This is a genomic window from Mesorhizobium sp. KACC 23794, from assembly GCF_052180275.1.
Lineage (GTDB): Bacteria > Pseudomonadota > Alphaproteobacteria > Rhizobiales > Rhizobiaceae > Kumtagia.
In genome coordinates this window covers 218,130-239,977 of sequence record NZ_CP197465.1, presented here as the reverse complement: position 1 = coordinate 239,977, position 21,848 = coordinate 218,130, and the positions used below count along the sequence as shown (strand labels likewise).

Sequence of the window (21,848 nt, the reverse complement as noted above, 5' to 3'; positions counted from 1 at the left end):
GTTGTCGGTCAAGGGCACCCGGAATCGCACCGAATCCAGGCATCCGGCTCAAGGGAATCCGGGGGCCGATGGCTGGCCGAGGAAAACCTGCCCCGCGCTTTGCAACGTGCCCTCGCCCAGAAAGGCGTGCTGCGCCACCACGAGACTGTCGCTGAGGGCGCGGGCCAGAACATTATCCCGGTAGATCGAGGCAGTTCCGGCGAGACCGAAAGCCGAACGAGATACATCGGCGCTGACGCGGGCGGCATTGGTGGCCGCCAGCCGAAGCAGCGCGGCGTCCTCGACTGACACGGCGTCGCCCGCCAGGGCCGTCTCCCAGACAGCTTCCGTCTGCTCGTAGAAAAAGCTGCGGGCCGACCGCAGGCGAGCCTCGGACTTCGCGATCTCGAGTTGCACATGCGCGCGCTGGCTCATACCGGGGGCCCCGGTGATGGATGCCAGTGCGCCCGACATCTCGGTCACAGAGCGCAGCGCGTCGCGCGCCACGCCGAGACCGACGACCGCCAGAACCTGCGCGGCCAGAGCCAGGGAGGGATAGCGCCCGATGGGCGAGGCAAAGGTCGCCTTGCTGCCTCGCACGAACGTCCATCGCTCGGACACGAAGGCGTTTTCGATCACGACGTCGTGGCTGCCGGTCCCCTCGAGACCGATCACGTCCCAATTCTCCTCGATCCGCGCCTTTTCGGCGGGCAGGACGGCGACGCGCGGAAGCCCACTGGTCTGGTCGCCCTCCACCGATATGCCGGCGCTCACCATCATCGCGCCTGTGCAGCCGCTGGCGAACTTCCACCGTCCGTTGACTGTTGATTGCCTTTGAGAACTGACCCGGCAGCGCAGGATATTTCCATCGAGAATTGACCCATGTTTGAACCACCCCTGCATGACAGTGGGGGCATTGGAGTGATCGACATGGCGTTATTGAGCGTAATCCGACGCTGGCATTTTCGAGAGAATCTATCGATCCGTGAGATTGGCCGTAGGACTGGCCTGTCGCGGAACACCATCCGCAAATATCTACGCTCTGATGGCGTGGAGCCTCAGTTCAAGGTTCCGGAGCGGCCGAGCAAGCTTGACCCGTTTGCCGACCGTTTGTCGGCCTGGCTGAGGGCGGAAGCAAAGAAGAACCGCAAACAGAAGCGGACCGTCAAGCAGTTCCATTCCGATCTGGTGAGCCTTGGCTATGAGGGGTCTTACGGTCGTGTTGCTGCTTTCGCCCGGGAGTGGAAGGCAAATCTTCAGAGGGAATTGCAGACGACAGGACGAGGGACATTCGTGCCGCTGGCGTTCGAGCCTGGAGAGGCGTTCCAGTTCGATTGGTCCGAGGATTGGGCCATCATCGGCAACGAGCGCACCAAGCTGCAGGTGGCGCATACGAAGCTCAGCTACTCCAGGGCCTTCATCGTTCGAGCCTATCTGCTGCAGACGCACGAGATGCTGTTCGACGCCCACAATCATGCCTTCCGTGTCTTTGGCGGCGTTCCCCGGCGCGGCATCTACGACAACATGCGCACGGCGATCGACAAGGTCGGGCGCGGCAAGGAGCGCGACGTCAACGTCCGCTTCATGGCGATGGCCAGCCACTACCTGTTCGAACCCGAGTTCTGCAATCCAGCGTCAGGCTGGGAGAAGGGGCAGGTCGAGAAGAACGTCCAGGATGCGCGTCATCGCCTGTGGCAACCCATTCCGCGCTTTGCCTCGCTCGAAGCCCTGAACGACTGGCTGGAGCTTCGATGCAAGGAGTTTTGGCAGAAGACCCCGCATGGAAAGATGCGCGGCACCATTGCCGATATCTGGGCAGAGGAATCCCAGGCCCTCATGCCGACATCACGTCTCTTCGACGGGTTTGTCGAATACACCAAACGGGTCTCCCCGACCTGTCTCGTGCATTTAGAGCGCAACCGCTACAGCGTTCCGGCATCCTTTGCCAATCGGCCTGTCAGCGTTCGGATCTATCCGGATCGCATCGTTGTTGCCGCGGAGGGTTTGATCCTCTGTGAGCATCGCCGCATCATCGATCGCTCGCATGATCGGCCGGGTCAGACGATCTATGACTGGCGCCACTATCTGGCTGTTGTTCAGCGCAAACCAGGCGCGCTGCGCAACGGAGCACCGTTTGCTGAACTCCCCGATGCGTTCAGGAATTTGCAACAACACTTGCTCAAGAAGCCAGGCGGCGATCGCGAGATGGTCGACATCCTGGCGCTCGTCTTGCAACACGACGAGCAGGCCGTGCTATGTGCCGTGGAGATGGCGTTGGAAGCCGGCGTTCCAACCAAAACCCATGTGCTGAATCTGCTCCATCGTCTGATCGACGGCAAATCGCTCACACCCCCGACCATCAGTGCTCCTCAGGCCCTAACGCTCACCAATGAGCCGAAGGCAAACGTCGAGCGCTACGATGCCTTGAGGAAGGCCGCAGAGGTGCGCCATGCGTCATAACCCTGCCAGCGGCGCAATAGTCATCATGCTTCGAAGCCTGAAGATGCACGGCATGGCGCAAGCTGTCGGCGAACTCACCGAACAGGGGGCGCCCGCATTTGAAGCCGCCATTCCGATCCTGTCGCAACTGCTGAAGGCCGAAACGGCGGAACGGGAGGTCAGGTCCACAGCCTATCAGCTCAAGACGGCGCGCTTTCCAGCCTATCGCGATCTCAATGGCTTTGACTTCGCCAGCAGTGAGATAAACGAGGCCCTGGTGCGTCAGCTTCATCGTGGCGAGTTCATCGATGACGCCAACAATGTTGTCCTCGTCGGCGGCCCAGGCACAGGCAAAACCCATATTGCGACCGCGCTTGGCGTGCAGGCCATCGAGCATCATCACAAACGGGTTCGCTTCTTCTCGACTGTCGAGTTGGTCAATGCGCTCGAACAGGAAAAGGCACAGGGACGATCAGGCCAGATCGCCAATCGCCTCGTGCATTCCGATCTCGTTATCCTGGATGAGCTCGGCTATCTGCCGTTCAGCGCATCAGGTGGCGCATTGCTCTTCCATCTGCTGAGCAAGCTCTACGAACGCACCAGCGTGATCATCACCACAAACCTCAGCTTCAGCGAGTGGGCGACCGTTTTTGGCGATGCCAAGATGACAACCGCGCTTCTCGACCGGCTGACCCATCACTGCCACATCCTGGAGACCGGGAACGACAGCTTCCGGTTCAAGAACAGCTCTGCCCAAGAGCCGAAAAGAGCAAAGGAGAAAGCTAGAACCTTGACCGTCCCCGCAGAACCAAAACATACATGAAGGGCGGGTCACTTCTCGGTGAAAATGCCGGGTCAGTTCTCAGTGAAAATCAACATGCTGTGGCCCGCGAGGTCGCCGCGCGCATATTCCACACAGGGCACAACCTGGAGAAATCTTTCTGCCGGGAGCTTCCGGGTGAGAGATCCTTCAACTCCTTTGCAGACACTTGGCAGCGCGGGGCGAAGTCGTCACCGCGCGCTCGACAACGTTCACCAGCTGGCCGGCCGACGACCTGACGGGCGTGATACAGTCTGGGACGGACATACGCTTCGTGCTATTTGGACCGCATATTGGGAGCGTACCGTGATCAGACAGTCGGCCAGCTTCCACTGCCAGAGTTGCGGCAGGATGATGGTCGTCCTCGCGTATTGCGAAAGATATTCCGAAGCTCAACCGGAATGGCCCGGCTTGAGGCCTATAAAGCCGGCCTTTCTCCGCTGGTGCAGAAGGAACTCAAGGACCAGCGCGTTCTGATAGCAAACCTTCGGAAGTTTTGAACCGCTCCGGGTTTGCCGGAGGCTCCTCCTCTTGAGAGAATGGAGCCATTATGACGAAACGGAACGGCAACACCTATTCACCTGAAGTCCGGGAGCGAGCGGTCCGGATGGTTGTAGAACACCGAGGCGAGTACGCCTCGGAATGGGAGGCAATCAACTCGATCGCCGCGAAGATGGGCTGCACGGGCGAGACGCTTCGCGGCTGGGTTCGACGCACCGAGCGCGATGCAGGACTTCGCCCTGGTCCGACAAGCGCGGAACTGTCGCGGATCAAGGAACTGGAGCGCGAGGTTCGCGAACTGCGGCAGGCCAACGAGATCCTGCGCAAAGCATCAGCCTATTTTGCGATGGCGGAGTTCGACCGCCCGTTGAAGCGATGATTGCCTTCGTGGACGATCACCGTGGTGCGTACGGGGTCGAGCCGATCTGCAAGGTGCTGCCGATCGCCCCGTCGACCTATCACGAACATGCCTCCCGACGGGTCGATCCTTCCCGGTTGCCGGCTCGGGCAAGACGGGATGAGGCTCTGAAGGTGGAGGTGCGTCGCGTGTTCGATGAGAATTTCGGCGTCTATGGCGCGCGCAAGGTGTGGCGGCAGATGAAGCGTGAGGGCTTCGACGTCGCCCGCTGCACGGTGGAGCGGCTGATGCGTGAACTCGGCCTCGAAGGGGCGATCCGCGGGAAGCGGCTGCGCACGACAATCAGCGACAAGAAAGCGCCTTGCCCGCTGGATCACGTCAACCGCCCGTTTCATGCTTCGGCGCCGAACAGGCTCTGGGTCTCGGACTTCACCTATGTCGCGGCCTGGTCGGGCTTCGTCTCGTTCGGGCCGGCCCTCAAACCGGTGGCGGGCTGCGGCCCTCACCTTTCGTCATCGACGCTTTCGCCCGCCGCATCGTCGGGGGGCAGGTGAGCAGAACGGCACATGCGAGCTTCGTTCTCGATGCTCTGGAACAGGCGCTGCACGACCGGTGTCCCGTTAACGGCCTCATTCATCACAGCGACAGGGGTAGCCAGTACGTGTCCATCACATACACCGAGCGACTGACCGAGGCCGGCATCGAACCGTCCGTCGGCAGTGTCGGCGACAGCTACGACAATGCCTTGGCCGAGACGATCAATGGTCTCTACAAGGCTGAGCTCATCCATCGGCGCGGACCGTGGCGGTCCTTCGAAGCTGTCGAATTCGCCACGCTCGAATGGGTCGACTGGTTCAACAATCGCCGACTGCTGGAACCCATCGGAAACATTCCTCCGGCCGAAGCCCAGGAACAATACTACGCCATGCTGAACGGTTCTGTCGCAAACCCACGCGAGAGATGCGCTCGGCGCAGACTTGGGCCGTTCAGGCGGCGAGGATTTCGAACTGTTCGGCGATCGACGGCCTGGGATTGTAGGCATACCTCGCCTGTCTTTTGCGCATCATGTGGATCATCTCGATGCCGGATAAAATCATGGCGGCGCTCGTCTGCGACTTGAAGCCGAGCATGGATCGGATGCGGCGCTTGATGCGCCGGTGATCCTGCTTGGGTTCTGTCGCAAACTCTTCTGTAATGACGGCGAGGGCATGAAGGCTCTTTGTTTTCGGGAGTTGTCATGTTCAAGGGCCGTCATTTCGACCAGTCGGTGATCCTGCTTTGCGTACGCTGGTACCTTGCCTACAATCTGAGCCTGCGCGATCTGGAAGAAATGATGGCTGAACGTGGCCTGAGCCTCGATCACTCCACCGTGCATCGCTGGGTCGTGCGCTTCGCGCCGCAACTGCTGGAGCGCTTCAACCGGCGCAAGCAGACCGTCACCGGCAAGTGGCACCTGGACGAGACCTATATCAAGGTCCGCGGTCAATGGATGTATCTCTACCGTGCTATCGACAGCGTCGGCGACACGGTCGAGTTTTTCTTCAGTGAACACCGTGACCTGGTGGCTGCCAGACGCTTCCTGCGCAAAGCGTTTCAGCGTCATGGCCGCCCCGAGCACACCGTCATAGACGGCAGCCAGACCAATCGCGAGGCAATCATTGCCTGCGACGGTGAAAGCCGGCTACGGGACCGCTCGCAGCGGCTCAAGCCGCTTCGCATCCGCCGGAGCCGATACCTCGACAACCGGCTCGAGCAGGATCACCGGCGCATCAAGCGCCGCATCCGATCCATGCTCGGCTTCAAGTCGCAGACGAGCGCCGCCATGATTTTATCCGGCATCGAGATGATCCACATGATGCGCAAAAGACAGGCGAGGTATGCCTACAATCCCAGGCCGTCGATCGCCGAACAGTTCGAAATCCTCGCCGCCTGAACGGCCCAAGTCTGCGCCGAGCGCATCTCTCGCGTGGGTTTGCGACAGAACCAGGCGGCCGCTAGAACGATGCGCGCCCGCTCCGCCAATGCCTGCGGTGCACCATGCTTGCGCGTCAGCGCCGTCAACTCGCCTCTTTCCCTCTCATTGACTACGATCGCTACGGCTCGACCTTGCGCCATTCTCATGTCCTCCTAACGGCCAAGAGAATGTATTTGATTTGTCGATCACCACACTAGTCCGGCTTGCTTCCACGCCCCGGCAAACCGGCGCGGATGTGAGCTGGAACGAGCACGGCGTCCCGATCCTCGCACCCGCCGATCGATTACTGCACGGCGCCGACCAGCGGAGCGGAACCCTCGCGGATGGTCACCCAGCGGCCGGTGTGGTTGGACGCCTGGCGCTTGAGGAAGCGATAGCCGGTCTGGCTCCAGTCGCGGACCGAATTGGTGAGGTTGTCGAGGATGAAGTCGCCCTTGTCGGTGCGCACGGTGAGCACCGCATGGCCTTCGCCATCGGGCTTGCGCACGACGGTTACCAGCAGGTTGGACAAGGAGAAGCCACGCTGCTGCAACTCGCGGCGCTTTTCCAGCACATAATCCTCGCAGTCGCCCACGCCGGCGTCGGGATAGGCCCAGACCTCGTCCTTGCCATAGATCTCAAGGTCGTTCATCGGCTTGACCGTCGCGTTGACGGCTGTATTGACGCTGACCAGCTGGCTCCACAAGGCGCCGGACATCCGCTCCGGTCCCCTGTCCCGGGGACGGATCGAACATTCCGCGGGATTTGTCTTGCAGAATTCGTAGTGGCCGATCGGCTGCGACGTCAGGCCTCCGGTGATCATCGGACCGGACGCAAACGCCTGGCCGGCTGCCAGCGTGCCGATCGCCGAAGCCACCAGCATGCCGATGCGCCTCGCGGTGCGCCGCGTTCGCGGAGAGGATTGCATAGCCCACTCGCCCTTTGTCCTTAACAAAACGTTAAGGTCGATTTGCCGGGCAAGTCAATTCATTCGAGAGAACAGTTTCGTGTGATGGTTACCGCCGGGGCATGGCCGCGACGAATCTGCAACAGACGACCAGTCGACTCGCCCATTGAGCAAGCACGAGCCGCCGTTCGGAGCTGTCAATCGGCCGGGAGGCAGGCGAGGGTCAGGCTTTCGCGGTGCGGACGATCCGCGGCCGCAGCGGCGCGCGGTTCTCCTTGCCGTAGCTCGATATGAAGTCGACGATGCGCGGCAGGATCTCGGCGCGGAAGCGCGAGCCGTTGAAGACGCCGTAATGGCCGACGGCGGGCTGCATGTAGTGAGCCCGCATGTCGTCGGGAATGTTGATGCAAAGGTCGTGCGCGGCCTGCGTCTGCCCGATGCCGGAAATGTCGTCGTTCTCGCCCTCGATGGTGAGCAGGGCAACGTTTCGGATCGCCGCCGGGTCGACGGGCGTGCCGCGATGCGTCATCTCGCCTTTCGGCAGCGCATGCCGGACGAAGACGGTGTCAACGGTCTGCAAGTAGAATTCGGCCGTCAGATCCATCACCGCCAGATATTCGTCGTAGAAGTCGCGATGCTTCTCGGCGCTGTCGCCGTCGTTCTTGACCAGATGCATGAAGAACTGCTTGTGCGCGGTTATGTGGCGGTCGAGGTTCATGCTCATGAAGCCCGAAAGCTGCAGGAAGCCCGGATAGACCTCGCGCATGACGCCCGTCGCCGGCCACGGCACCGGCATGATCACATTCTCGCGGAACCAGTCGATGCCCTTCTCCTGGGCAAGCAGGTTGACGGCGGTCGGATTGCGGCGCGTGTCGATCGGGCCGCCCATCAGCGTCATGGTCGAAGGCGCGAAGCGGTCGCCGCGCGCTTCCATCAGAGCCGCCGCGGCGAGCACCGGAACCGAGGGCTGGCACACCGCCATCACATGCGTGTTCGGCCCGAGCATGTGCAGCATGTCGACAATGTAGTCGATATAGTCGTCCAGGTCGAAACGGCCCGCCGTTGCCGGCACCATGCGGGCGTCGACCCAGTCGGTGATGTAGACGTCGGCATGCGGCAGCATGGCGTCCACCGTGCCGCGCAGCAGGGTGGCGTAGTGGCCCGACATCGGCGCCACGATCAGCAGCTTGGGGTCGTTCTTGCGGCGTGCCGGCAGGTCGCGCACGAAATGGATCAGGTTGCAGAAGGGACGCGACCAAGCGATGCTCTCCGTGACCGCGACCTGCTTCCAGTCGACGACGGTCTTTTCGATGTTGAAGGCGGGCTTGCCGTAGCGGCGGGTGGTGCGCTCGAAAAGCTCGGCCATTCCCGCCACCGATCGGCCCAAAGCCGTGTGCGACAACGGGTTGACGGGGTTGGAGTAGAACAGCCGGACCGCGTCCGCGTAGGCCCGATAGGGCTGCATCGCGGCGTGGCTCATCTCATACATCTGGTAGAACATGTGCAAATCCCAGTGCCGCAGGTGCTTTGCGGCAATCGCCCATCGTTAGGCAACGAAGTTAACGATCTATTGCTGCGGCGCAATAGAGGCCGATAGGGGAAGTGGCCTCATCCTTTGGTCCAACATTTTCCGCTAATTTGGCTGCCGTTACGTCAGGCTCAGGCGCCCTCGACCAATACCACCTCGCCCTCGGCGTATTTCTGCCGGATCGCCTTGGCCGCCTGGTATTCCGGCGAGTGGTAGCAGTCGTGCGCCGTCTGGAGCGACGCGAACTCGATCACCACGTTGCGCGCCCGACCTGAACCCTCCGGCAGTTCATAGGCACCGCCGCGCGCCAGGATTCTTGCGCCATATTTGTCGAAGGCGAGTTTCGACGCGGCGACATAGTCCTTGTATCCTTCGGCGTCGCGTACATCGACGCGGGCGATCCAGTATCCCTTGGGCATTTTTACTCCATTGGCTTTTCAGGTGGCGCTTGCAGTTGGGCCGCCGCTCAAGCGCGCCACCCACCAGCCTCCGCCATTTCGGCGATGATCTCCTGCGCGGCGGCGCGGCGGTCCGGCGCGGCGACGATCGGGCGGGCGACGACAAGGTGGCTGGCGCCGGCGCGGATCGCGTCGGCGGGGCTGACCACGCGTTTCTGGTCGCCATGGTCGGCGCCCTTCGGCCGTATGCCCGGCGTCACCACCGCCATGTCCGGCCCGACGATCTTGCGCACGGCGGCGGCTTCGCCGGCCGAGCATACGATGCCGCCCATGCCGGCGATCTTCGCCTGCTCGGCGCGGCGCAGCACCAGCGTATGCGGATCGTATTCGTAGCCGGCGTCGATCAGATCCTGCTCGTCCATCGAGGTCAGCACCGTGACGGCAAGCAGGCAGAGCGGCGTGCCGCGCGCCGCCTCGACGGCCGCCCGCATCGCTTTGGGATAGGCGTGCAGCGTCAGCATCGTCATGCCCATCCTGGCGATGTTCTCGACGCCCTTCGCCACCGTGTTGTCGATATCGAGCAACTTCATGTCGAGGAAGACGCTCTTGCCGCCCTCGACCAGTTCGCGGGCAAAGGACAGGCCGCCGGCGAAGGCCAGCTGGTAGCCGATCTTGTAGAAGGAGACGAGGCCGTCGAGATCGCGCACGACCGCTTGCGCGGTCCTCAGGTCCGGCACGTCGAGCCCGACGATCAGGCGATTGGCGATATCGTCATGCGGCATCGAAAACTCCGTCGAAGGTCTCCATCGGCGTCCAGTCGCAGAGAAGGGAGCGGTCGGCAAGACGCTTTTCCAAGCTTCGCGACGATCAGTGTGGATCGCTGGACGGAAGGTTCAGATGCTGCTCGACGCGGCGCACGCGGGCTTCGAGTTCGCTGATCAGTACGCCGTGGCCGATGACCGAAGAATGATACTCGATCACCGCGCGCCGGAGACCGACAATCTGCTCGCTTGTCTCCTTGCGTGCGACAAGCAGATCGGATGCGACGTCGGCGCGAAGCGAGTGCATCTCCGACCGCACCTCGGCAAATTCGTCCTTCATTTCGGCACGGATCGTTTCAACTTCAGCACGCACGGTTCCGAGTTCGGCGCGCATCTGGCGGAGAAGCTGAAGGATGAGGCTGTCGGGTTCGGTGCTCATGACGACATCTATACAACACCGATTGCCGACACGACCAGCCGCGCGTTACGGTTCATCAAGGCTCGTGGCGCGCCGACAGCATCGCGGCACGTTCGATCAGGGCGCGGCAAAGCCGCTGCATGCCGTTGCGCAGCCGTTCTTCCCGGAAATCGCCATTGTCGTCGAAGGCTTCGCCCGCATTCGGCACCGAAACCTGCTGCGGGATCACCTCCATCTGGATATGCGACAGCACGGCGCGCAAATGGTTGGCGCTGCGGATGCCGGCGAAATGGCCGTCCGACGACGAGCACAGCGCCACCACCTTGCCGGGCAGAGGCCGCAACGCGACGCCGCGGTCCTTGCGCACCCGGCTGATCCAGTCGATCGTGTTCTTCACGAGAGGCGGCATCGAGCCGTTGTATTCCGGCGTGGCGATGAGAATACCGTCATGGTCGACGAACATCCGGGCAAGCTTCACCGCATTGTCCGGAACGCCTTTTTCGGCCTCCAGATCCTGGTCCATGATCGGCAGCGGATAATCGGCGAGCGAGATGCGGGTGACTTCGGCGCCTTGCAGGGCCAGTTCCTTCATCGCCGCGTCGGCTGTCCTGCCGCTATAGGCGCCAGAGCGGATCGAACCGGCGAAGATGAGGATTTTGGGGTTCACCGGCTTGCGCTCACCAAAGGAGAAGTCGTCAGTTGTTGTGGCCGCGCCGATAGACCCATAGCTGGGTCGGCGGGATGTTGCGGATGACGAAGTCGAAATGTTTGACGCTGTAACTGCCAAGACCGGGCGGCACCGGCGATTTCGGACCGTATGTCAGCTGGATGATCGGCCTGCCTTCGGGAATGCGATCAAGCAGGCCTTCGATATAGGCGACGCGCTGCTGGACCGGGAAATTGAGCAGCGGCACGCCAGAAATCACGCTGTCGAAACACTTCGGCGCATCCTCGCCCAGCGTGGTATCGAGATCGAAGGCATCGCCTTCGATGACATTGACGCCCGGAAAGTTGCGCCTGAGATGGCGGACGAAGTCAGCGGAATATTCCACGGCATAGAGGTTCTTCGGCGTCACGCCGCGGGCCAAAATGGCGCGGGTGATAACGCCCGTGCCGGGGCCGACTTCCAGTACCGGCAGGCCGGAGGAAATATCGATGACCGACGCCATGCGTTTTGCGGTGATCGAACTGGTGGGAATGATCGACCCGACGGCCTTCGGCTTGTCGATCCAGCCCTTGAAGAAGCGAAGCTCGTCATCGAATTTCTCGACCAGCGCCTTGCGCAACTCCGATCCGCGTCGCATAGGCCAAACTCCTTGTCGCTTTCGGGCGATCAATAACAGCCTGACCCCCCATTGCAAGGCTTACGCAGCGTTTTGAAGGGCTTGTCCCCCGTTGCCGGCAAATCAATTGTCGCCGAACGATTCGAAGAAGTCCTTCATGCGGGCGAAGAAGCCGCTCGATTGCGGCGAGTTCTCCTTCGAGGAGAGTTTTTCGAATTCCTCCAGCAGTTCGCGCTGGCGCTTCGTCAGGTTCTGCGGCGTCTCGACCGCCGTCTGGATGTAAAGGTCGCCGATGGTGGGCTGGCGCAGCACCGGCATGCCCTTGCCCTTCATGCGGAACTGCCGCCCGTTCTGCGTGCCCTCGGGCACCTTCACGCGCGTCTGCGACCCGTCGAGAGTGGTCACCTCGAAAGAGCCGCCGAGGGCGGCAGTCGTCATCGAGATCGGCACCTTGCAATAGAGATCCGCGCCGTCGCGCTGGAAGAATTCGTGCGGCTTCACCGACAGGAAGATGTAGAGGTCGCCCTGCGGCCCGCCGCGCAGCCCGGCCTCGCCTTCATTGGCAAGGCGGATGCGCGTGCCGTCCTCGATACCGGCCGGGATGTTGACCGACAGCGACCGCTCCTCGGTGACGCGGCCCTGGCCGGCGCATTTCGGGCAGGGATCCTTGATGGTTTGGCCGCGGCCATGACACTGCGGGCAGGTGCGCTCGATCGAGAAGAAGCCTTGCGCGGCGCGCACGCGGCCCGAACCGGAGCACAGCGAGCAGGTTACCGGCTGCGTGCCTGGTTTCGCGCCGGAGCCCGAGCATTCCGTGCAGGAGATGGATGTCGGCACACGGACCTGCGCGGTCTTGCCGGCATAGGCCTCCTCCAGCAGGATTTCCATGTTGAAGCGCAAATCGGCGCCGCGCTCGCGCCCGCCGGATGAACGGCGGCGTCCGCCGCCCATCATCTCGCCAAAGATGTCTTCGAAGATGTCGGAGAAGCCACCGCCGCCAGCAAAGCCAGCACCGCCGTTCATGCCGCCATTCTCGAAGGCGGCGTGGCCGAAACGGTCATAGGCCGCGCGCTTCTGCGGGTCCTTCAGCGTCTCGTAGGCCTCGTTGATCTCCTTGAACTTGTGCTCGCAAGCGGCATCACCGGGATTGCGATCGGGATGGAACTGCATGGCGAGTTTTCGGAACGCGCCCTTCAGTTCCTTGTCGTCCGCGCCCTTCTGAACACCGAGGGTCTCGTAGAAATCGGCTTTGGCCATGACTCAGATTTTTCCCAGCAGCTTTTTGAGCGGCTCCCGCCTCGTAGATGGCAACCCGAGATGCTTCTCGCAACCACGCATGTCTGCCGCGAATTGCGAAACTTCAGTCTTTGCGGATTCCTGGAATGCGGATTTCAGGTCGCTTCTTGTTTCGAGAGATTTCTCTGCAAGCAAAGAGAGGTTTGCAAGCGCCATGGCGGCAAGATCACAATCCGACGCTTTTATGCCGCGTTTCTTTCGCGCGGAAGCCTCATCGACAATGCGACCAAGTCTGTTGGCCACACCTGCAAGCCCTGCTTTGCGGTGATTTCGCAGGGCGATGGCGATAGCGTCTTCCCCGGCAAGCAACATCTTGTACGTTCTGTTATCGCGGGTTTCAGTGGCCGATGCTTGCGTTGGCGAGAGCAGGGCCGCCAATAAGCCTGCGGCCAGCAAGATTGCCGGCCGCAGGGCAGTTCCAAAAGGCGAGATCAGTATCAAGCAGACTTCTTCTTGTCGTCCTCGTCGATCTCCTCGAAGTCGGCGTCGACGACGTCGGACTCCTTGCCCATGTCGGCCTTGGCGTCGGCTTCCGCCGCGTCCTTCTGGGACGCTTCGTACATGGCCTGGCCGAGCTTCATCGAGACTTCGGCCAGCGTCTGCGACTTCGCCTGGATGGCGTCGGCGTCGTCGCCTTCGGCAGCCGTCTTCAGGGCGGCGATGGCGTCGGCGATCGCGGTGCGGTCGGCCTCCGAAACCTTCTCGCCATAGTCCTTCAGCGACTTCTCGGACGAATGCACCAGCGCCTCGGCCTGGTTCCTGGCCTCGACCAGCGCACGACGCTTCTTGTCGGCCTCGGCATTGGCCTCGGCGTCCTTCACCATCTTCTCGATGTCGGCATCGCTGAGACCGCCAGAAGCCTGGATGCGGATCTGGTGCTCCTTGCCGGTGCCCTTGTCCTTGGCCGTGACATTGACGATGCCGTTGGCGTCGATGTCGAACGAGACCTCGATCTGCGGTATACCGCGCGGCGCCGGCGGGATGCCGACCAGGTCGAACTGGCCGAGCGCCTTGTTGTCGGCCGCCATTTCGCGCTCGCCCTGGAAGACGCGGATGGTGACCGCGCCCTGGTTGTCCTCGGCGGTGGAGAAGGTCTGGCTCTTCTTGGTCGGGATCGTCGTGTTGCGCTCGATGAGGCGCGTGAACACGCCGCCCAGCGTCTCGATGCCCAGCGACAGCGGGGTCACGTCGAGCAGCAGCACGTCCTTGACGTCGCCCTGCAGAACACCGGCCTGGATCGCCGCACCTAGTGCCACCACCTCATCGGGGTTGACGCCCTTGTGCGGCTCCTTGCCGAAGAACTGCTTCACGATCTCCTGGATCTTCGGCATGCGGGTCATGCCGCCCACCAGAACCACTTCGTCGATCTCGCCGGCCTTCAAGCCGGCATCCTTGAGCGCCGCCTTGCAGGGATCGATCGTGCGCTGCACCAGATCGTCGACGAGCTGCTCGAACTTGGCGCGCGTCAGCTTCATCGTCAGGTGCTTCGGACCGGTCTGGTCGGCGGTGATGAAGGGCAGGTTGATCTCGGTCTGCGCAGACGAGGACAGCTCGATCTTGGCCTTTTCGGCGGCCTCCTTGAGGCGCTGCAAGGCGAGCTTGTCGTTCTTCAGGTCGATGCCCTGTTCCTTCTTGAACTCGTTGGCCAGGTACTCGACCAGGCGCATGTCGAAATCCTCGCCGCCGAGGAAGGTGTCGCCATTGGTCGACTTCACCTCGAACACGCCGTCGCCGATCTCCAGCACGGAAATGTCGAACGTGCCGCCGCCAAGGTCGTAGACGGCGATGGTCTTGCCGTCCTTCTTGTCGAGGCCGTAGGCGAGGGCGGCCGCCGTCGGCTCGTTGATGATGCGCAGCACTTCGAGGCCGGCGATCCTGCCGGCGTCCTTGGTGGCCTGGCGCTGGGCGTCGTTGAAATAGGCGGGAACGGTGATGACCGCCTTCTCGACCTTCTCGCCGAGATAGGCTTCCGCCGTCTCCTTCATCTTCTGCAGGATGGTCGCCGAAATCTGCGAGGGCGACTGCTTCTTGCCGGCGGCCTCGACCCAGGCGTCGCCATTGTCGCCCTTCACGATGTGATAGGGGACGAGCTTCTTGTCCTTCTCCGTCACCGGATCGTCGAAGCGGCGACCGATTAGGCGCTTTACCGCGAAGATGGTGTTTTCAGGGTTGGTCACCGCCTGGCGCTTTGCCGGCTGGCCGACCAGACGTTCGCCGTCGCCGGTGAAGGCGACGATGGAGGGCGTGGTGCGCGCGCCTTCCGCATTCTCGATGACCTTCGCGTCTTTTCCGTCCATGACGGCGACGCAGGAATTGGTCGTCCCCAAGTCGATGCCGATTACTTTTGCCATGTTCTAGTCTCTCCGTTTAGCAGGTTTTCAGGACCCATGAGGCGTTCCGACGAAAACCCCTGTCTTCAGGAAATTCGCCAGGCGGACCGTTGCAACGGCCGCCCGGCGGCTGTGGCGCGTATATAAGAAGAGCCATTTCGCCGCGCAAGCGTCGCAAAGGCGGCAACGAACGGGAAATATGGGCAAAAGGCCGGGCGTCCCCCATATTCAGCGTATGACCGACACGTCCACGATCGATCCGGCGGCGTTGCGCCGCCATCGCCTGGTGAACGCGCTGCATACGGGGCTGCTGGCCGCCGGCAGCCTGGCGCTGCTTGCCGTTACCGCCTGGGTTTTCGGCGGCTTTTTCGGCGTCGTGCTGGCGATAGCCTTCGGCGCGGCCTCGCTGGCGGCCATGCGCCGGGTCAGCCCTCAGATGGTGCTTTCCATGTACAAGGCAAAGCCGGTCTCGGAAGCGGAATTCCCGTCCGGCGTGCGCATCGTGCGCATGTTGGCCGAGCGCGCCAAGCTGCCGGCCCTGCCGCGCCTGCACATCATCCCTTCCCGCATGCTCAACGCCTTCGCCGTCGGCCGGCGCGAGGATTCCGTCATCGCCATCACGGATGCCTTGGCGCGGCGGCTGACGACCCGCGAGCTTGCCGCCGTGCTTGCGCATGAGATCAGCCATATCGCGCATGAGGACATCAAGGTAATGGCGCTGGCCGACATCGTCTCGCGCTTCACCTCGGTGATGTCGACCGTTGGCCTGTTCACGCTGTTCATCAATCTCGGCGGGATTTTCGGCGGCGTCGGCGAGCAGGTGCCGTGGCTGGCCGTGCTCGTGCTTCTCGCCGCTCCCACCGTCGGCGGGCTGCTGCAGATGGCACTGTCGCGCAGCCGCGAATTCGACGCCGATTTCGGCGCGGCGGTGCTGACCGGCGATCCCGATGCGCTGGCATCCGCGTTGCAGAAGCTGGAACACGCGCGAGGCCGGCTGTGGGAAGGCATCTTGCTTCCGGGCGGCCGCGTCCCCGACCCGTCGGTGCTGCGCACGCATCCGGCGACGAAAGACAGGCTGGAGCGGCTGGCGGCGCTGAAGGCCGAGATGGGCGCGCTGGCCGGCGAGGCGGCGATCGTGCTGCCCTCGACCTCGGTGCCCGCCCCGGTCATCCCCGTTCCGCGCCGTTCGATCGTGCCGCGCATCCATCGACATGGCGGCCGCCATGGGCCGCTCTACAGCGGGCTCATGGCGCCGCTGGCTGAGATCGACGACGATCCCGGCGGCAAGATTTTCCTGCACCAGCCGGACGGCGGGCCGCGCATCCGCCTGCTGCGCGGCCTCGTCTGGTGGTGACGGCGACAGGAACCGCAGGGGACAGTTTACTTAATTCCGCCTGCGTCAACCTTGCAACGCCGCGTCCTCCTGCGGAATTAAGTAAACTGTCCCCGGCACTTGCACCATCTCGGCCGCGAGCGTCCTCGAACCGATTTCGAGTTGTCCGGCGGATTGGATACTAAGCAGCGCCCGGTAAGGTGATCACGAAGCGTGCGCCCGAGGGGCTGTCGGCAAGCCCGATGGCGCCGTCATGCGCCTTCACCAGCGCCGCGACGATGCCCAGCCCCAACCCGGTGCCGCCGCTGTCGCGCCGGGTGGTGAAGAACGGCTCGAAGATGCGGCTCCGGTTGGCTGCCGGCACGCCGCTGCCGTCGTCATCGGCCAGGATCGTGACCGTACCCGCCCCGGACGCGGCCAGCCGGAAATGTTGTGCGCCATGGCGGGCCGAATTGTCGGCAAGGTTCCGCAGCAGGATCGCGGCATTCTCGGCCGACATGCGGAAGCGGATATTTTCGCCGGCCTCGATCTCGACGGCGAGCCTCGGCTCCGCGCCGAGCGCCGAAACCGCTTCGGCAAGCGAGGCGCTTTCGCCGCCGCTCACGGTGTTCTCGGCCCGTGCCAGCTCGATGAGGCGGCGCACTAGCCCGTTCAGCCGTTCCGTGTCGGCAACGATGTTGGCGTGAAACCGCCCCCGCGTCGCTTCGTCCATGCTGTCGCCGCCGTCGCGCAGCAGCTCGGCGGCGCCCTGGATGGCGGTCAGCGGCGATTTCAGCTCGTGCGAGACATGGGTGGCGAAGGTGCGGATCGTGTCGGAACGCGCTTGCAGCTTTCGCGCCATGTCGAGGAAGGCGCCGGCGAGCTCGGCCATCTCGCGCGTGCCGTGGTGGCTGAGCGGCCGGATCGCGTCGCGGTCGCCGGCGGCGATGCGCGCGGTCCGGTCCATCAGCTCGTACATCGGCCGGCTGACGGTGCGGATGAAGACGAAGGCGATGATCAGCGTGGCGGCGAGGATCGCGATGGCCGCCAGCGCCAGCTTGCCGCGCTCGCCGTAGAGATGTTTCACGACATTGCTCGGCGTGCGCGACATGTAGACGACGCCGGCGACGCGGTCGTCGACCACCACCGGCATCGCCACGAAGATGCGCAGCATGGTGCCGCGGCTCACCGAATAGAGTGGCGGCGTCGGCCTGTCGCGGATGCGCGAGCGCAGCCGGCTGGCATAACGGCCGGCAAGCGCGATGCGGACTTCCTCGGCCTCCGCCAGCGAGCGCCCGACCTCGCTGCCACCGGCGATCACCACGCCCGAGGGGTCGAGCAGCCGGAACCCGGCCAGCGTCGATTGCTGCGCAGTATCGAGTATTTCGGAGAATTTGGGACCGAGCGCGGCGAGGGCGGGGTCCGGAGTCCCAGGCGCCGAAGCAGGCCTTGGCGGCAGGATCGGATCGAGCGCCAGGTCCAGCCCCGGCTCGATCGGCCGCAGACGCTCCCCGCGTTCGGACGCCGATCTTTCCGGCACGGCGGCTCCCAGCGACGGAGCCGGCACGGCGGCCCGTACCTCTGCCGCGAAGGTGGCGGCGATGATCGCTCCTTGCCCGATCAACTCGCCCTCCGTCTGGCGGATCAGCTGATTCTCGTAGACCCGGAAGAAGAACAGGCCGGCCAGCGGCAGCGCCAGCACGGTCAGCAGGATGGCGAGCACCACGAAGCCAAGGCGCGGACGCCATTTGTCTCTCACGCGCCGCACCTGCCGAGCCGGAAGCCGACGCCATGCACGGTTTCCACCGCATCGCTACAGCCCGCAGCGGCGAATTTGGCGCGGATGTTGCGAATATGGCTGTCAACGGTGCGGTCGGAGATGTGGATGTTGGCGTGGCTGGCATCGACGATCTGGGACCGTGTCAGAACATAGGTCGGGCGGGCCAGCAACCGCTTGACGATGGAAAACTCGATCGCCGTGAAATCCAGGTCGATCTCGCCGAAACGCACGCTGCGCCGCGCCGGGCGCAGCGTCAGCCGGCCGAACACCATCGGCTCGTCGTCGTCGCCTTCCGGCTCCGGGCGGGCGCGCCGCAAGATGACGTTGACGCGGGCGATCAGCTCACGCGGGCTGAACGGCTTTGTCACATAGTCGTCGCCGCCCATTTCGAGGCCGAGGATACGGTCGATCTCCTCGTCGCGGGCCGACAGGAAAAGGATCGGCAGGCGCGACGTCTTGCGAAGTTCGCGGCAGACCTCCAGCCCGTCCATCTCCGGCATGCCGACATCGAGGATCATCAGGTCGGCAGGCGTCAGCTGGGCCTGGCGCAATGCCGCCGCGCCGTCGGCGACGGATTCGACGACCATGCCGGCCTTTTCCAGCGCGAAGCAGATGACCTCGCGGATATGCGGATCGTCGTCGGCGACAAGGATGCGATGAGCCATGGACGGTTTCTCAGCGGTCAGGACGAGGCAAAGGGTTCGCCGGGGCCGGTGGCGGCGGATTGCGTTCCAGATAGCGCGAAAGCCGCCAGCCGCGAAACGTCCATGCGCGCCATTCCGCGGTTTGCCTTGCGTGGTGCTTGGCCAGCCAGTCGCGATCCCGGCGTAGCGCCGCCAGGTCGAGGGTCCGCCACGGCGCCGCGCCGGCGATCAGAACATCGATCGCCGGCACCGCCGCCGGACCGAGCGAGACGAGATAGGACCGATCCAGCAACAATCCCCGACCGCTCAGTTCCAGGCTATGGCGGACGTTGTAGTCCGCGATCAGCCCTGCGAAATTGACGAAACAGCAGACATAAAGTGTCGATGAAAGCGTCAGAAGATTGGCGGTCATCAGCCATGAATTGGGCTTCTCCAGTGCGATGCGCGCCATGATCAGCACCAGGCCGGCTGCGACCAGCATCATCCAGACCAACGCCGCCACCCGCCAGTATGTCAGGGAGTAGATGCCGACATAGAGATCGAGCCGCAGGATCGACGAGAGCACGAGGACAACGTTCTGCGCGGTCCAGAGATAGACGAGGAGCCGGATCGGGCGGTCGGCGCTGGTCGTGCTGCCCGGATGCATCGAGACAAGCACGAAGCATGCGGCGAGCAGGGCGGTGGCGATCAGCGGATAGGCGCCGCGATGGGCGTACTCGGCATAGGTGAGCCCGTCGGGCAAGGCCACGCCGCCCCACAGATAGGCGCCGTCGAGAACGGTCTGCACCGCGAAGATCAGATTGAAGATGAGGAGCGCCCGCAGGATCGCGGCCCTGCCGAAAAGCGCCTCGCGCAATCGATCCAGCTGGGCGGCAGGCTTCGTCCGAGGTTGCACCGCCACAAGCGGACGAAAACGGATGTTCGGGGCGCGAGGCCGCAGGAAAGCCCAGACGCAGAGAGCGACAACGGTCCAGAAAAGCGCTCGCCAGACTCCGAGCAGTTCAAGCAACACCCAGGGATCGAGCAATGATAGCCAGTGCTCGACAACCGGATTGGCAATGCCGAACAGCGCGATAAAGACGGCGGCGAGCGAAAGCGGCATGATCCAGCCGATCACGCCGATCAGGCGAAGCGGGCTGCGGCCCAGCCGTTTCGACACTTTTCGCCAGCGGCGAACGTCCAAGGGAAAGCGGAACGGGGCGGCAAGCAGGAAAGCCGCGGCCTGCCGGGTCATGCTGGCCGAGCCGGTGCGCAGCCGCCGCGCCGATGCAAGCGCAAAGAGCGAGAGCGAGACCTGCGCCACCGATGCGGACAGCACGCTGACGGTCTCGGCCAGCGGCAGCAATCCGATGGGGATGAGCAGGCAGCAGGTGAACAGCGAGCGGTGGCGCGCCGGCGGGTTGGCCATGGCGATGCCTGCAAACAGCAGCGCGGCGAACAGCAGCAGTGATAATCCGGCAGGCTTGTCGAACAGCAGAAAATCGGCAGCCACCGTCAGCGCCATGGCCAGCCCGATCCGCGCGTGGAATCCGAGACCTGTTGCAGCCGTTCGCATCACGGCCGGCCGCCTGTTTCGGAGAGGCTGTCCAGCATGGTCGTGCGCCGCCGGGCGCATGGAGAAGAGGAAAATATGACCGCGTTTGGACCGAGCCTCGGCGAGGTTTCCAGCCACCAGCCGTCGGAGAGTATGGCTGCCGGCAGGCGGCGTTCGGGACGGATGGGTTGTGAACTGTTTTTCATGCCACGCTTGTGGCCACAGTTCATGGACAACCCGCGCCGCGCCCTCGCAGAGTTTCAGGCATTGCGTGCAGAAATCGTGCAGGGTCCGATGTCTGCAAAGACATGGCCCGCAGGCAAACGCCCGAGGATTCCACAGGTGCGAACGTTTGCAGCCGATCCTAAATCAGCACGTCAGTTCGACGGCCGGCTCGCGGGGTGGAGCGCATTGGGCCTGCGATTGATTTTCACCCTGGCGGGCAGGGATACTCCCCCGGGTCGCGACGGTCGAAGCCCTCGCAGGATATCCCCGGATTCGAGATATGCCATTGACAGAAGATGCGCGAGCAGGTCGCAGCGTTCAGCCTCTGCCAAGTCCTTCAATTCACGCAGAGCTGCGTGAATGCGAGCCAATTGCGTTCGTGTGTGATCCTTAAGATGAACATTCATCTGATACTCCCGCTTCTCCGTTCAGTTCCGCGGTCGCGCTAACCACATGGATACGCAGGACGCGGTTCCCTGGTTTCAGTTGCGAGGACAGGGCGTTCGCCGAACTTCTCCGATGGTGAAGATTGGCTTAACGTCGACAAGACCGAACGCCTTCCGGGGCGGCGTCAGCATGCAACGGGGCGACGGCAAAGGCTTTGGCTACTTCAGCGCAGCCCAGGTCAACGGGCTCCTACTGCCAGATGTTGATCGTCGCCAGCGTCCTCATCAGGTGATCCGAGACCAGTTCCTCGGCACGCTTGGCGTTGCGCGCGTCGATGGCGTCGACGATCGCCTTCAGGTCCTTGTGCGTCTGGCGACGCACGGCGTCCGGCGCCGGCTTGTCCGTATCATGGCCGTCGAACAGCACCGCGCGGCGGTCGTCCAGAATGCTGGCCATGATCTGCATCAGGAACTTGTTCCTGGTGCTGGCGAACATCTGCCGGTGCAGGGCGTAGATCTGCTCCTTGAAATCCTCCCATGTCGGGGCCGTGAGGATCAGCTCGAGGATGCGCCGCATCTCGGCGATCTCCTCGTCCTGCACCCGCGTCACCACCAGATGCATCATCGCCGGCTCGAACAGCAGGCGGCCCTCGACGATCTCGGCGAAGGAGGGCACCGCCTCGTGGTTGCCGATGCTGGTCTGGTCCATGCGGTCGAAGACGAGGTCGGCATCGTCTGTCAGATAGGTGCCGCTGCCGACGCGGCGCGACACCAGGCCTTGCCGCTCCATCATCGAAAGCGCGCTGCGCACCGCGGTGCGGCTGGTGTTGAGCTGCTGCGCCAGTTCGCGCTCGTTGGGCAGCTTGGCGCCCGGCACCATCAGCCCGTCGCGCATGCTGCGCAGCAGCGCCCGATAGACCAGCGACGGTGTCGCGCGCTCGTTGGTGGCGATAACAGTTAGTTGCGGCAGCTCTATATTCGAAGCCATGCGTGGG

Annotated in this window: 19 protein-coding genes, 2 pseudogenes and 1 other annotated feature; of the genes and pseudogenes, 5 read left to right on the top strand and 16 right to left on the bottom strand. The window is 63.3% G+C overall.

Annotated features, from left to right (window positions below; all coding sequences use genetic code 11):
- Positions 1-48 precede the first annotated feature (48 nt).
- Positions 49-759 (bottom strand): hypothetical protein, encoded by a 711-nt coding sequence (locus tag ACSBOB_RS01200; RefSeq protein ID WP_442580646.1) that lies wholly within the window; start codon positions 757-759, stop codon positions 49-51.
- A gap of 150 nt (positions 760-909) precedes the next feature.
- On the opposite strand from ACSBOB_RS01200, the gene istA reads away from it, so the two are divergent.
- The 3 genes and pseudogenes from istA to ACSBOB_RS01185 all read left to right on the top strand — a co-directional run.
- Positions 910-2,439, top strand: a complete 1,530-nt coding sequence (gene istA / locus ACSBOB_RS01195) for an IS21 family transposase (RefSeq protein ID WP_442583696.1) — start codon at positions 910-912, stop codon at positions 2,437-2,439.
- Positions 2,429-3,241, top strand: a complete 813-nt coding sequence (gene istB / locus ACSBOB_RS01190; protein ID WP_442577702.1) for an IS21-like element helper ATPase IstB — start codon at positions 2,429-2,431, stop codon at positions 3,239-3,241. Before istA ends, istB begins: the two co-directional genes overlap by 11 nt.
- Positions 3,242-3,788: 547 nt before the next feature.
- Positions 3,789-5,031, top strand: a pseudogene (locus tag ACSBOB_RS01185) (IS3 family transposase); the annotation flags it as partial.
- Positions 4,073-4,189, top strand: a sequence feature (AL1L pseudoknot). (Overlaps the previous pseudogene by 117 nt.)
- Positions 5,032-5,083: 52 nt before the next feature.
- Here the strand turns inward: ACSBOB_RS01185 and ACSBOB_RS01180 are convergent.
- Positions 5,084-5,266: pseudogene (locus tag ACSBOB_RS01180) on the bottom strand (DDE-type integrase/transposase/recombinase); the annotation flags it as partial.
- Between the two features lie 68 nt (positions 5,267-5,334).
- Here ACSBOB_RS01180 and ACSBOB_RS01175 point away from each other — a divergent pair.
- Positions 5,335-6,030 carry an IS6 family transposase gene (locus ACSBOB_RS01175; protein ID WP_442580645.1) on the top strand — a complete coding sequence of 232 codons (696 nt, stop codon included), beginning with the start codon at positions 5,335-5,337 and terminating at the stop codon, positions 6,028-6,030.
- A 325-nt stretch (positions 6,031-6,355) separates the two neighbouring features.
- Here ACSBOB_RS01175 and ACSBOB_RS01170 read toward each other — a convergent pair whose 3' ends face one another.
- The 10 genes from ACSBOB_RS01170 to dnaK all read right to left on the bottom strand — a co-directional run bounded on the left by ACSBOB_RS01170 (position 6,356) and on the right by dnaK (position 14,993).
- On the bottom strand, positions 6,356-6,934 hold the full coding sequence (locus ACSBOB_RS01170; protein WP_442580644.1) for a transglutaminase-like cysteine peptidase: 579 nt from the start codon (positions 6,932-6,934) through the stop codon (positions 6,356-6,358).
- 247 nt (positions 6,935-7,181) lie between these two features.
- Positions 7,182-8,459 carry a polyhydroxyalkanoate depolymerase gene (locus ACSBOB_RS01165; RefSeq protein WP_442580643.1) on the bottom strand — a complete coding sequence of 426 codons (1,278 nt, stop codon included), beginning with the start codon at positions 8,457-8,459 and terminating at the stop codon, positions 7,182-7,184.
- Between the two features lie 158 nt (positions 8,460-8,617).
- Positions 8,618-8,905 carry a DUF1330 domain-containing protein gene (locus ACSBOB_RS01160; RefSeq protein WP_442580642.1) on the bottom strand — a complete coding sequence of 96 codons (288 nt, stop codon included), beginning with the start codon at positions 8,903-8,905 and terminating at the stop codon, positions 8,618-8,620.
- A gap of 47 nt (positions 8,906-8,952) precedes the next feature.
- Complete coding sequence (gene pyrF / locus ACSBOB_RS01155) at positions 8,953-9,666, bottom strand: orotidine-5'-phosphate decarboxylase (protein WP_442580641.1); 714 nt, start codon at positions 9,664-9,666, stop codon at positions 8,953-8,955.
- A gap of 85 nt (positions 9,667-9,751) precedes the next feature.
- Positions 9,752-10,084: a hypothetical protein gene (locus ACSBOB_RS01150; RefSeq protein ID WP_442580640.1), complete on the bottom strand. Its 333-nt coding sequence runs from the start codon at positions 10,082-10,084 to the stop codon at positions 9,752-9,754.
- 55 nt (positions 10,085-10,139) lie between these two features.
- Positions 10,140-10,730, bottom strand: a complete 591-nt coding sequence (locus ACSBOB_RS01145) for an NADPH-dependent FMN reductase (RefSeq protein WP_442580639.1) — start codon at positions 10,728-10,730, stop codon at positions 10,140-10,142.
- A gap of 28 nt (positions 10,731-10,758) precedes the next feature.
- A complete protein-coding gene (pmtA, locus tag ACSBOB_RS01140) occupies positions 10,759-11,367 on the bottom strand; it encodes a phospholipid N-methyltransferase PmtA (RefSeq protein WP_442580638.1) in 609 nt (202 codons plus the stop codon).
- A gap of 102 nt (positions 11,368-11,469) precedes the next feature.
- The gene (gene dnaJ / locus ACSBOB_RS01135; RefSeq protein WP_442580637.1) at positions 11,470-12,603 is read right to left on the bottom strand and encodes a molecular chaperone DnaJ; all 1,134 of its coding nucleotides are present in this window, start codon (positions 12,601-12,603) and stop codon (positions 11,470-11,472) included.
- Between the two features lie 3 nt (positions 12,604-12,606).
- Positions 12,607-13,083, bottom strand: a complete 477-nt coding sequence (locus ACSBOB_RS01130) for a hypothetical protein (protein WP_442580636.1) — start codon at positions 13,081-13,083, stop codon at positions 12,607-12,609.
- The gene (dnaK, locus tag ACSBOB_RS01125; RefSeq protein WP_442580635.1) at positions 13,080-14,993 is read right to left on the bottom strand and encodes a molecular chaperone DnaK; all 1,914 of its coding nucleotides are present in this window, start codon (positions 14,991-14,993) and stop codon (positions 13,080-13,082) included. Before dnaK ends, ACSBOB_RS01130 begins: the two co-directional genes overlap by 4 nt.
- A 214-nt stretch (positions 14,994-15,207) precedes the next feature.
- On the opposite strand from dnaK, the gene ACSBOB_RS01120 reads away from it, so the two are divergent.
- Positions 15,208-16,326, top strand: a complete 1,119-nt coding sequence (locus ACSBOB_RS01120; RefSeq protein WP_442580634.1) for a zinc metalloprotease HtpX — start codon at positions 15,208-15,210, stop codon at positions 16,324-16,326.
- A 160-nt stretch (positions 16,327-16,486) separates the two neighbouring features.
- Here the strand turns inward: ACSBOB_RS01120 and ACSBOB_RS01115 are convergent, their stop codons facing one another.
- The 4 genes from ACSBOB_RS01115 to ACSBOB_RS01100 all read right to left on the bottom strand — a co-directional run bounded on the left by ACSBOB_RS01115 (position 16,487) and on the right by ACSBOB_RS01100 (position 21,841).
- On the bottom strand, positions 16,487-18,043 hold the full coding sequence (locus ACSBOB_RS01115) for a HAMP domain-containing sensor histidine kinase (protein ID WP_442580633.1): 1,557 nt from the start codon (positions 18,041-18,043) through the stop codon (positions 16,487-16,489).
- Positions 18,040-18,729 (bottom strand): response regulator transcription factor, encoded by a 690-nt coding sequence (locus tag ACSBOB_RS01110; RefSeq protein ID WP_442580632.1) that lies wholly within the window; start codon positions 18,727-18,729, stop codon positions 18,040-18,042. Before ACSBOB_RS01110 ends, ACSBOB_RS01115 begins: the two co-directional genes overlap by 4 nt.
- Positions 18,730-18,739: 10 nt before the next feature.
- Complete coding sequence (locus ACSBOB_RS01105; protein ID WP_442580631.1) at positions 18,740-20,263, bottom strand: DUF4153 domain-containing protein; 1,524 nt, start codon at positions 20,261-20,263, stop codon at positions 18,740-18,742.
- Positions 20,264-21,103: 840 nt separating this feature from the next.
- Positions 21,104-21,841, bottom strand: coding sequence for a FadR/GntR family transcriptional regulator (locus ACSBOB_RS01100; RefSeq protein ID WP_442580630.1), 738 nt, complete (start codon positions 21,839-21,841; stop codon positions 21,104-21,106).
- Positions 21,842-21,848: the final 7 nt, after the last annotated feature.

Coding starts and splice junctions, on each gene's coding strand:
- ACSBOB_RS01200 (WP_442580646.1), bottom strand. CDS start 759: ATGATGGTGAGCGCCGGCATATCGGTGGAGGGCGACCAGACCAGTGGG.
- istA (WP_442583696.1), top strand. CDS start 910: ATGGCGTTATTGAGCGTAATCCGACGCTGGCATTTTCGAGAGAATCTA.
- istB (WP_442577702.1), top strand. CDS start 2,429: ATGCGTCATAACCCTGCCAGCGGCGCAATAGTCATCATGCTTCGAAGC.
- ACSBOB_RS01175 (WP_442580645.1), top strand. CDS start 5,335: ATGTTCAAGGGCCGTCATTTCGACCAGTCGGTGATCCTGCTTTGCGTA.
- ACSBOB_RS01170 (WP_442580644.1), bottom strand. CDS start 6,934: ATGCTGGTGGCTTCGGCGATCGGCACGCTGGCAGCCGGCCAGGCGTTT.
- ACSBOB_RS01165 (WP_442580643.1), bottom strand. CDS start 8,459: ATGTTCTACCAGATGTATGAGATGAGCCACGCCGCGATGCAGCCCTAT.
- ACSBOB_RS01160 (WP_442580642.1), bottom strand. CDS start 8,905: ATGCCCAAGGGATACTGGATCGCCCGCGTCGATGTACGCGACGCCGAA.
- pyrF (WP_442580641.1), bottom strand. CDS start 9,666: ATGCCGCATGACGATATCGCCAATCGCCTGATCGTCGGGCTCGACGTG.
- ACSBOB_RS01150 (WP_442580640.1), bottom strand. CDS start 10,084: ATGAGCACCGAACCCGACAGCCTCATCCTTCAGCTTCTCCGCCAGATG.
- pmtA (WP_442580638.1), bottom strand. CDS start 11,367: ATGCGACGCGGATCGGAGTTGCGCAAGGCGCTGGTCGAGAAATTCGAT.
- dnaJ (WP_442580637.1), bottom strand. CDS start 12,603: ATGGCCAAAGCCGATTTCTACGAGACCCTCGGTGTTCAGAAGGGCGCG.
- dnaK (WP_442580635.1), bottom strand. CDS start 14,993: ATGGCAAAAGTAATCGGCATCGACTTGGGGACGACCAATTCCTGCGTC.
- ACSBOB_RS01120 (WP_442580634.1), top strand. CDS start 15,208: ATGACCGACACGTCCACGATCGATCCGGCGGCGTTGCGCCGCCATCGC.
- ACSBOB_RS01110 (WP_442580632.1), bottom strand. CDS start 18,729: ATGGCTCATCGCATCCTTGTCGCCGACGACGATCCGCATATCCGCGAG.
- ACSBOB_RS01105 (WP_442580631.1), bottom strand. CDS start 20,263: ATGCGAACGGCTGCAACAGGTCTCGGATTCCACGCGCGGATCGGGCTG.
- ACSBOB_RS01100 (WP_442580630.1), bottom strand. CDS start 21,841: ATGGCTTCGAATATAGAGCTGCCGCAACTAACTGTTATCGCCACCAAC.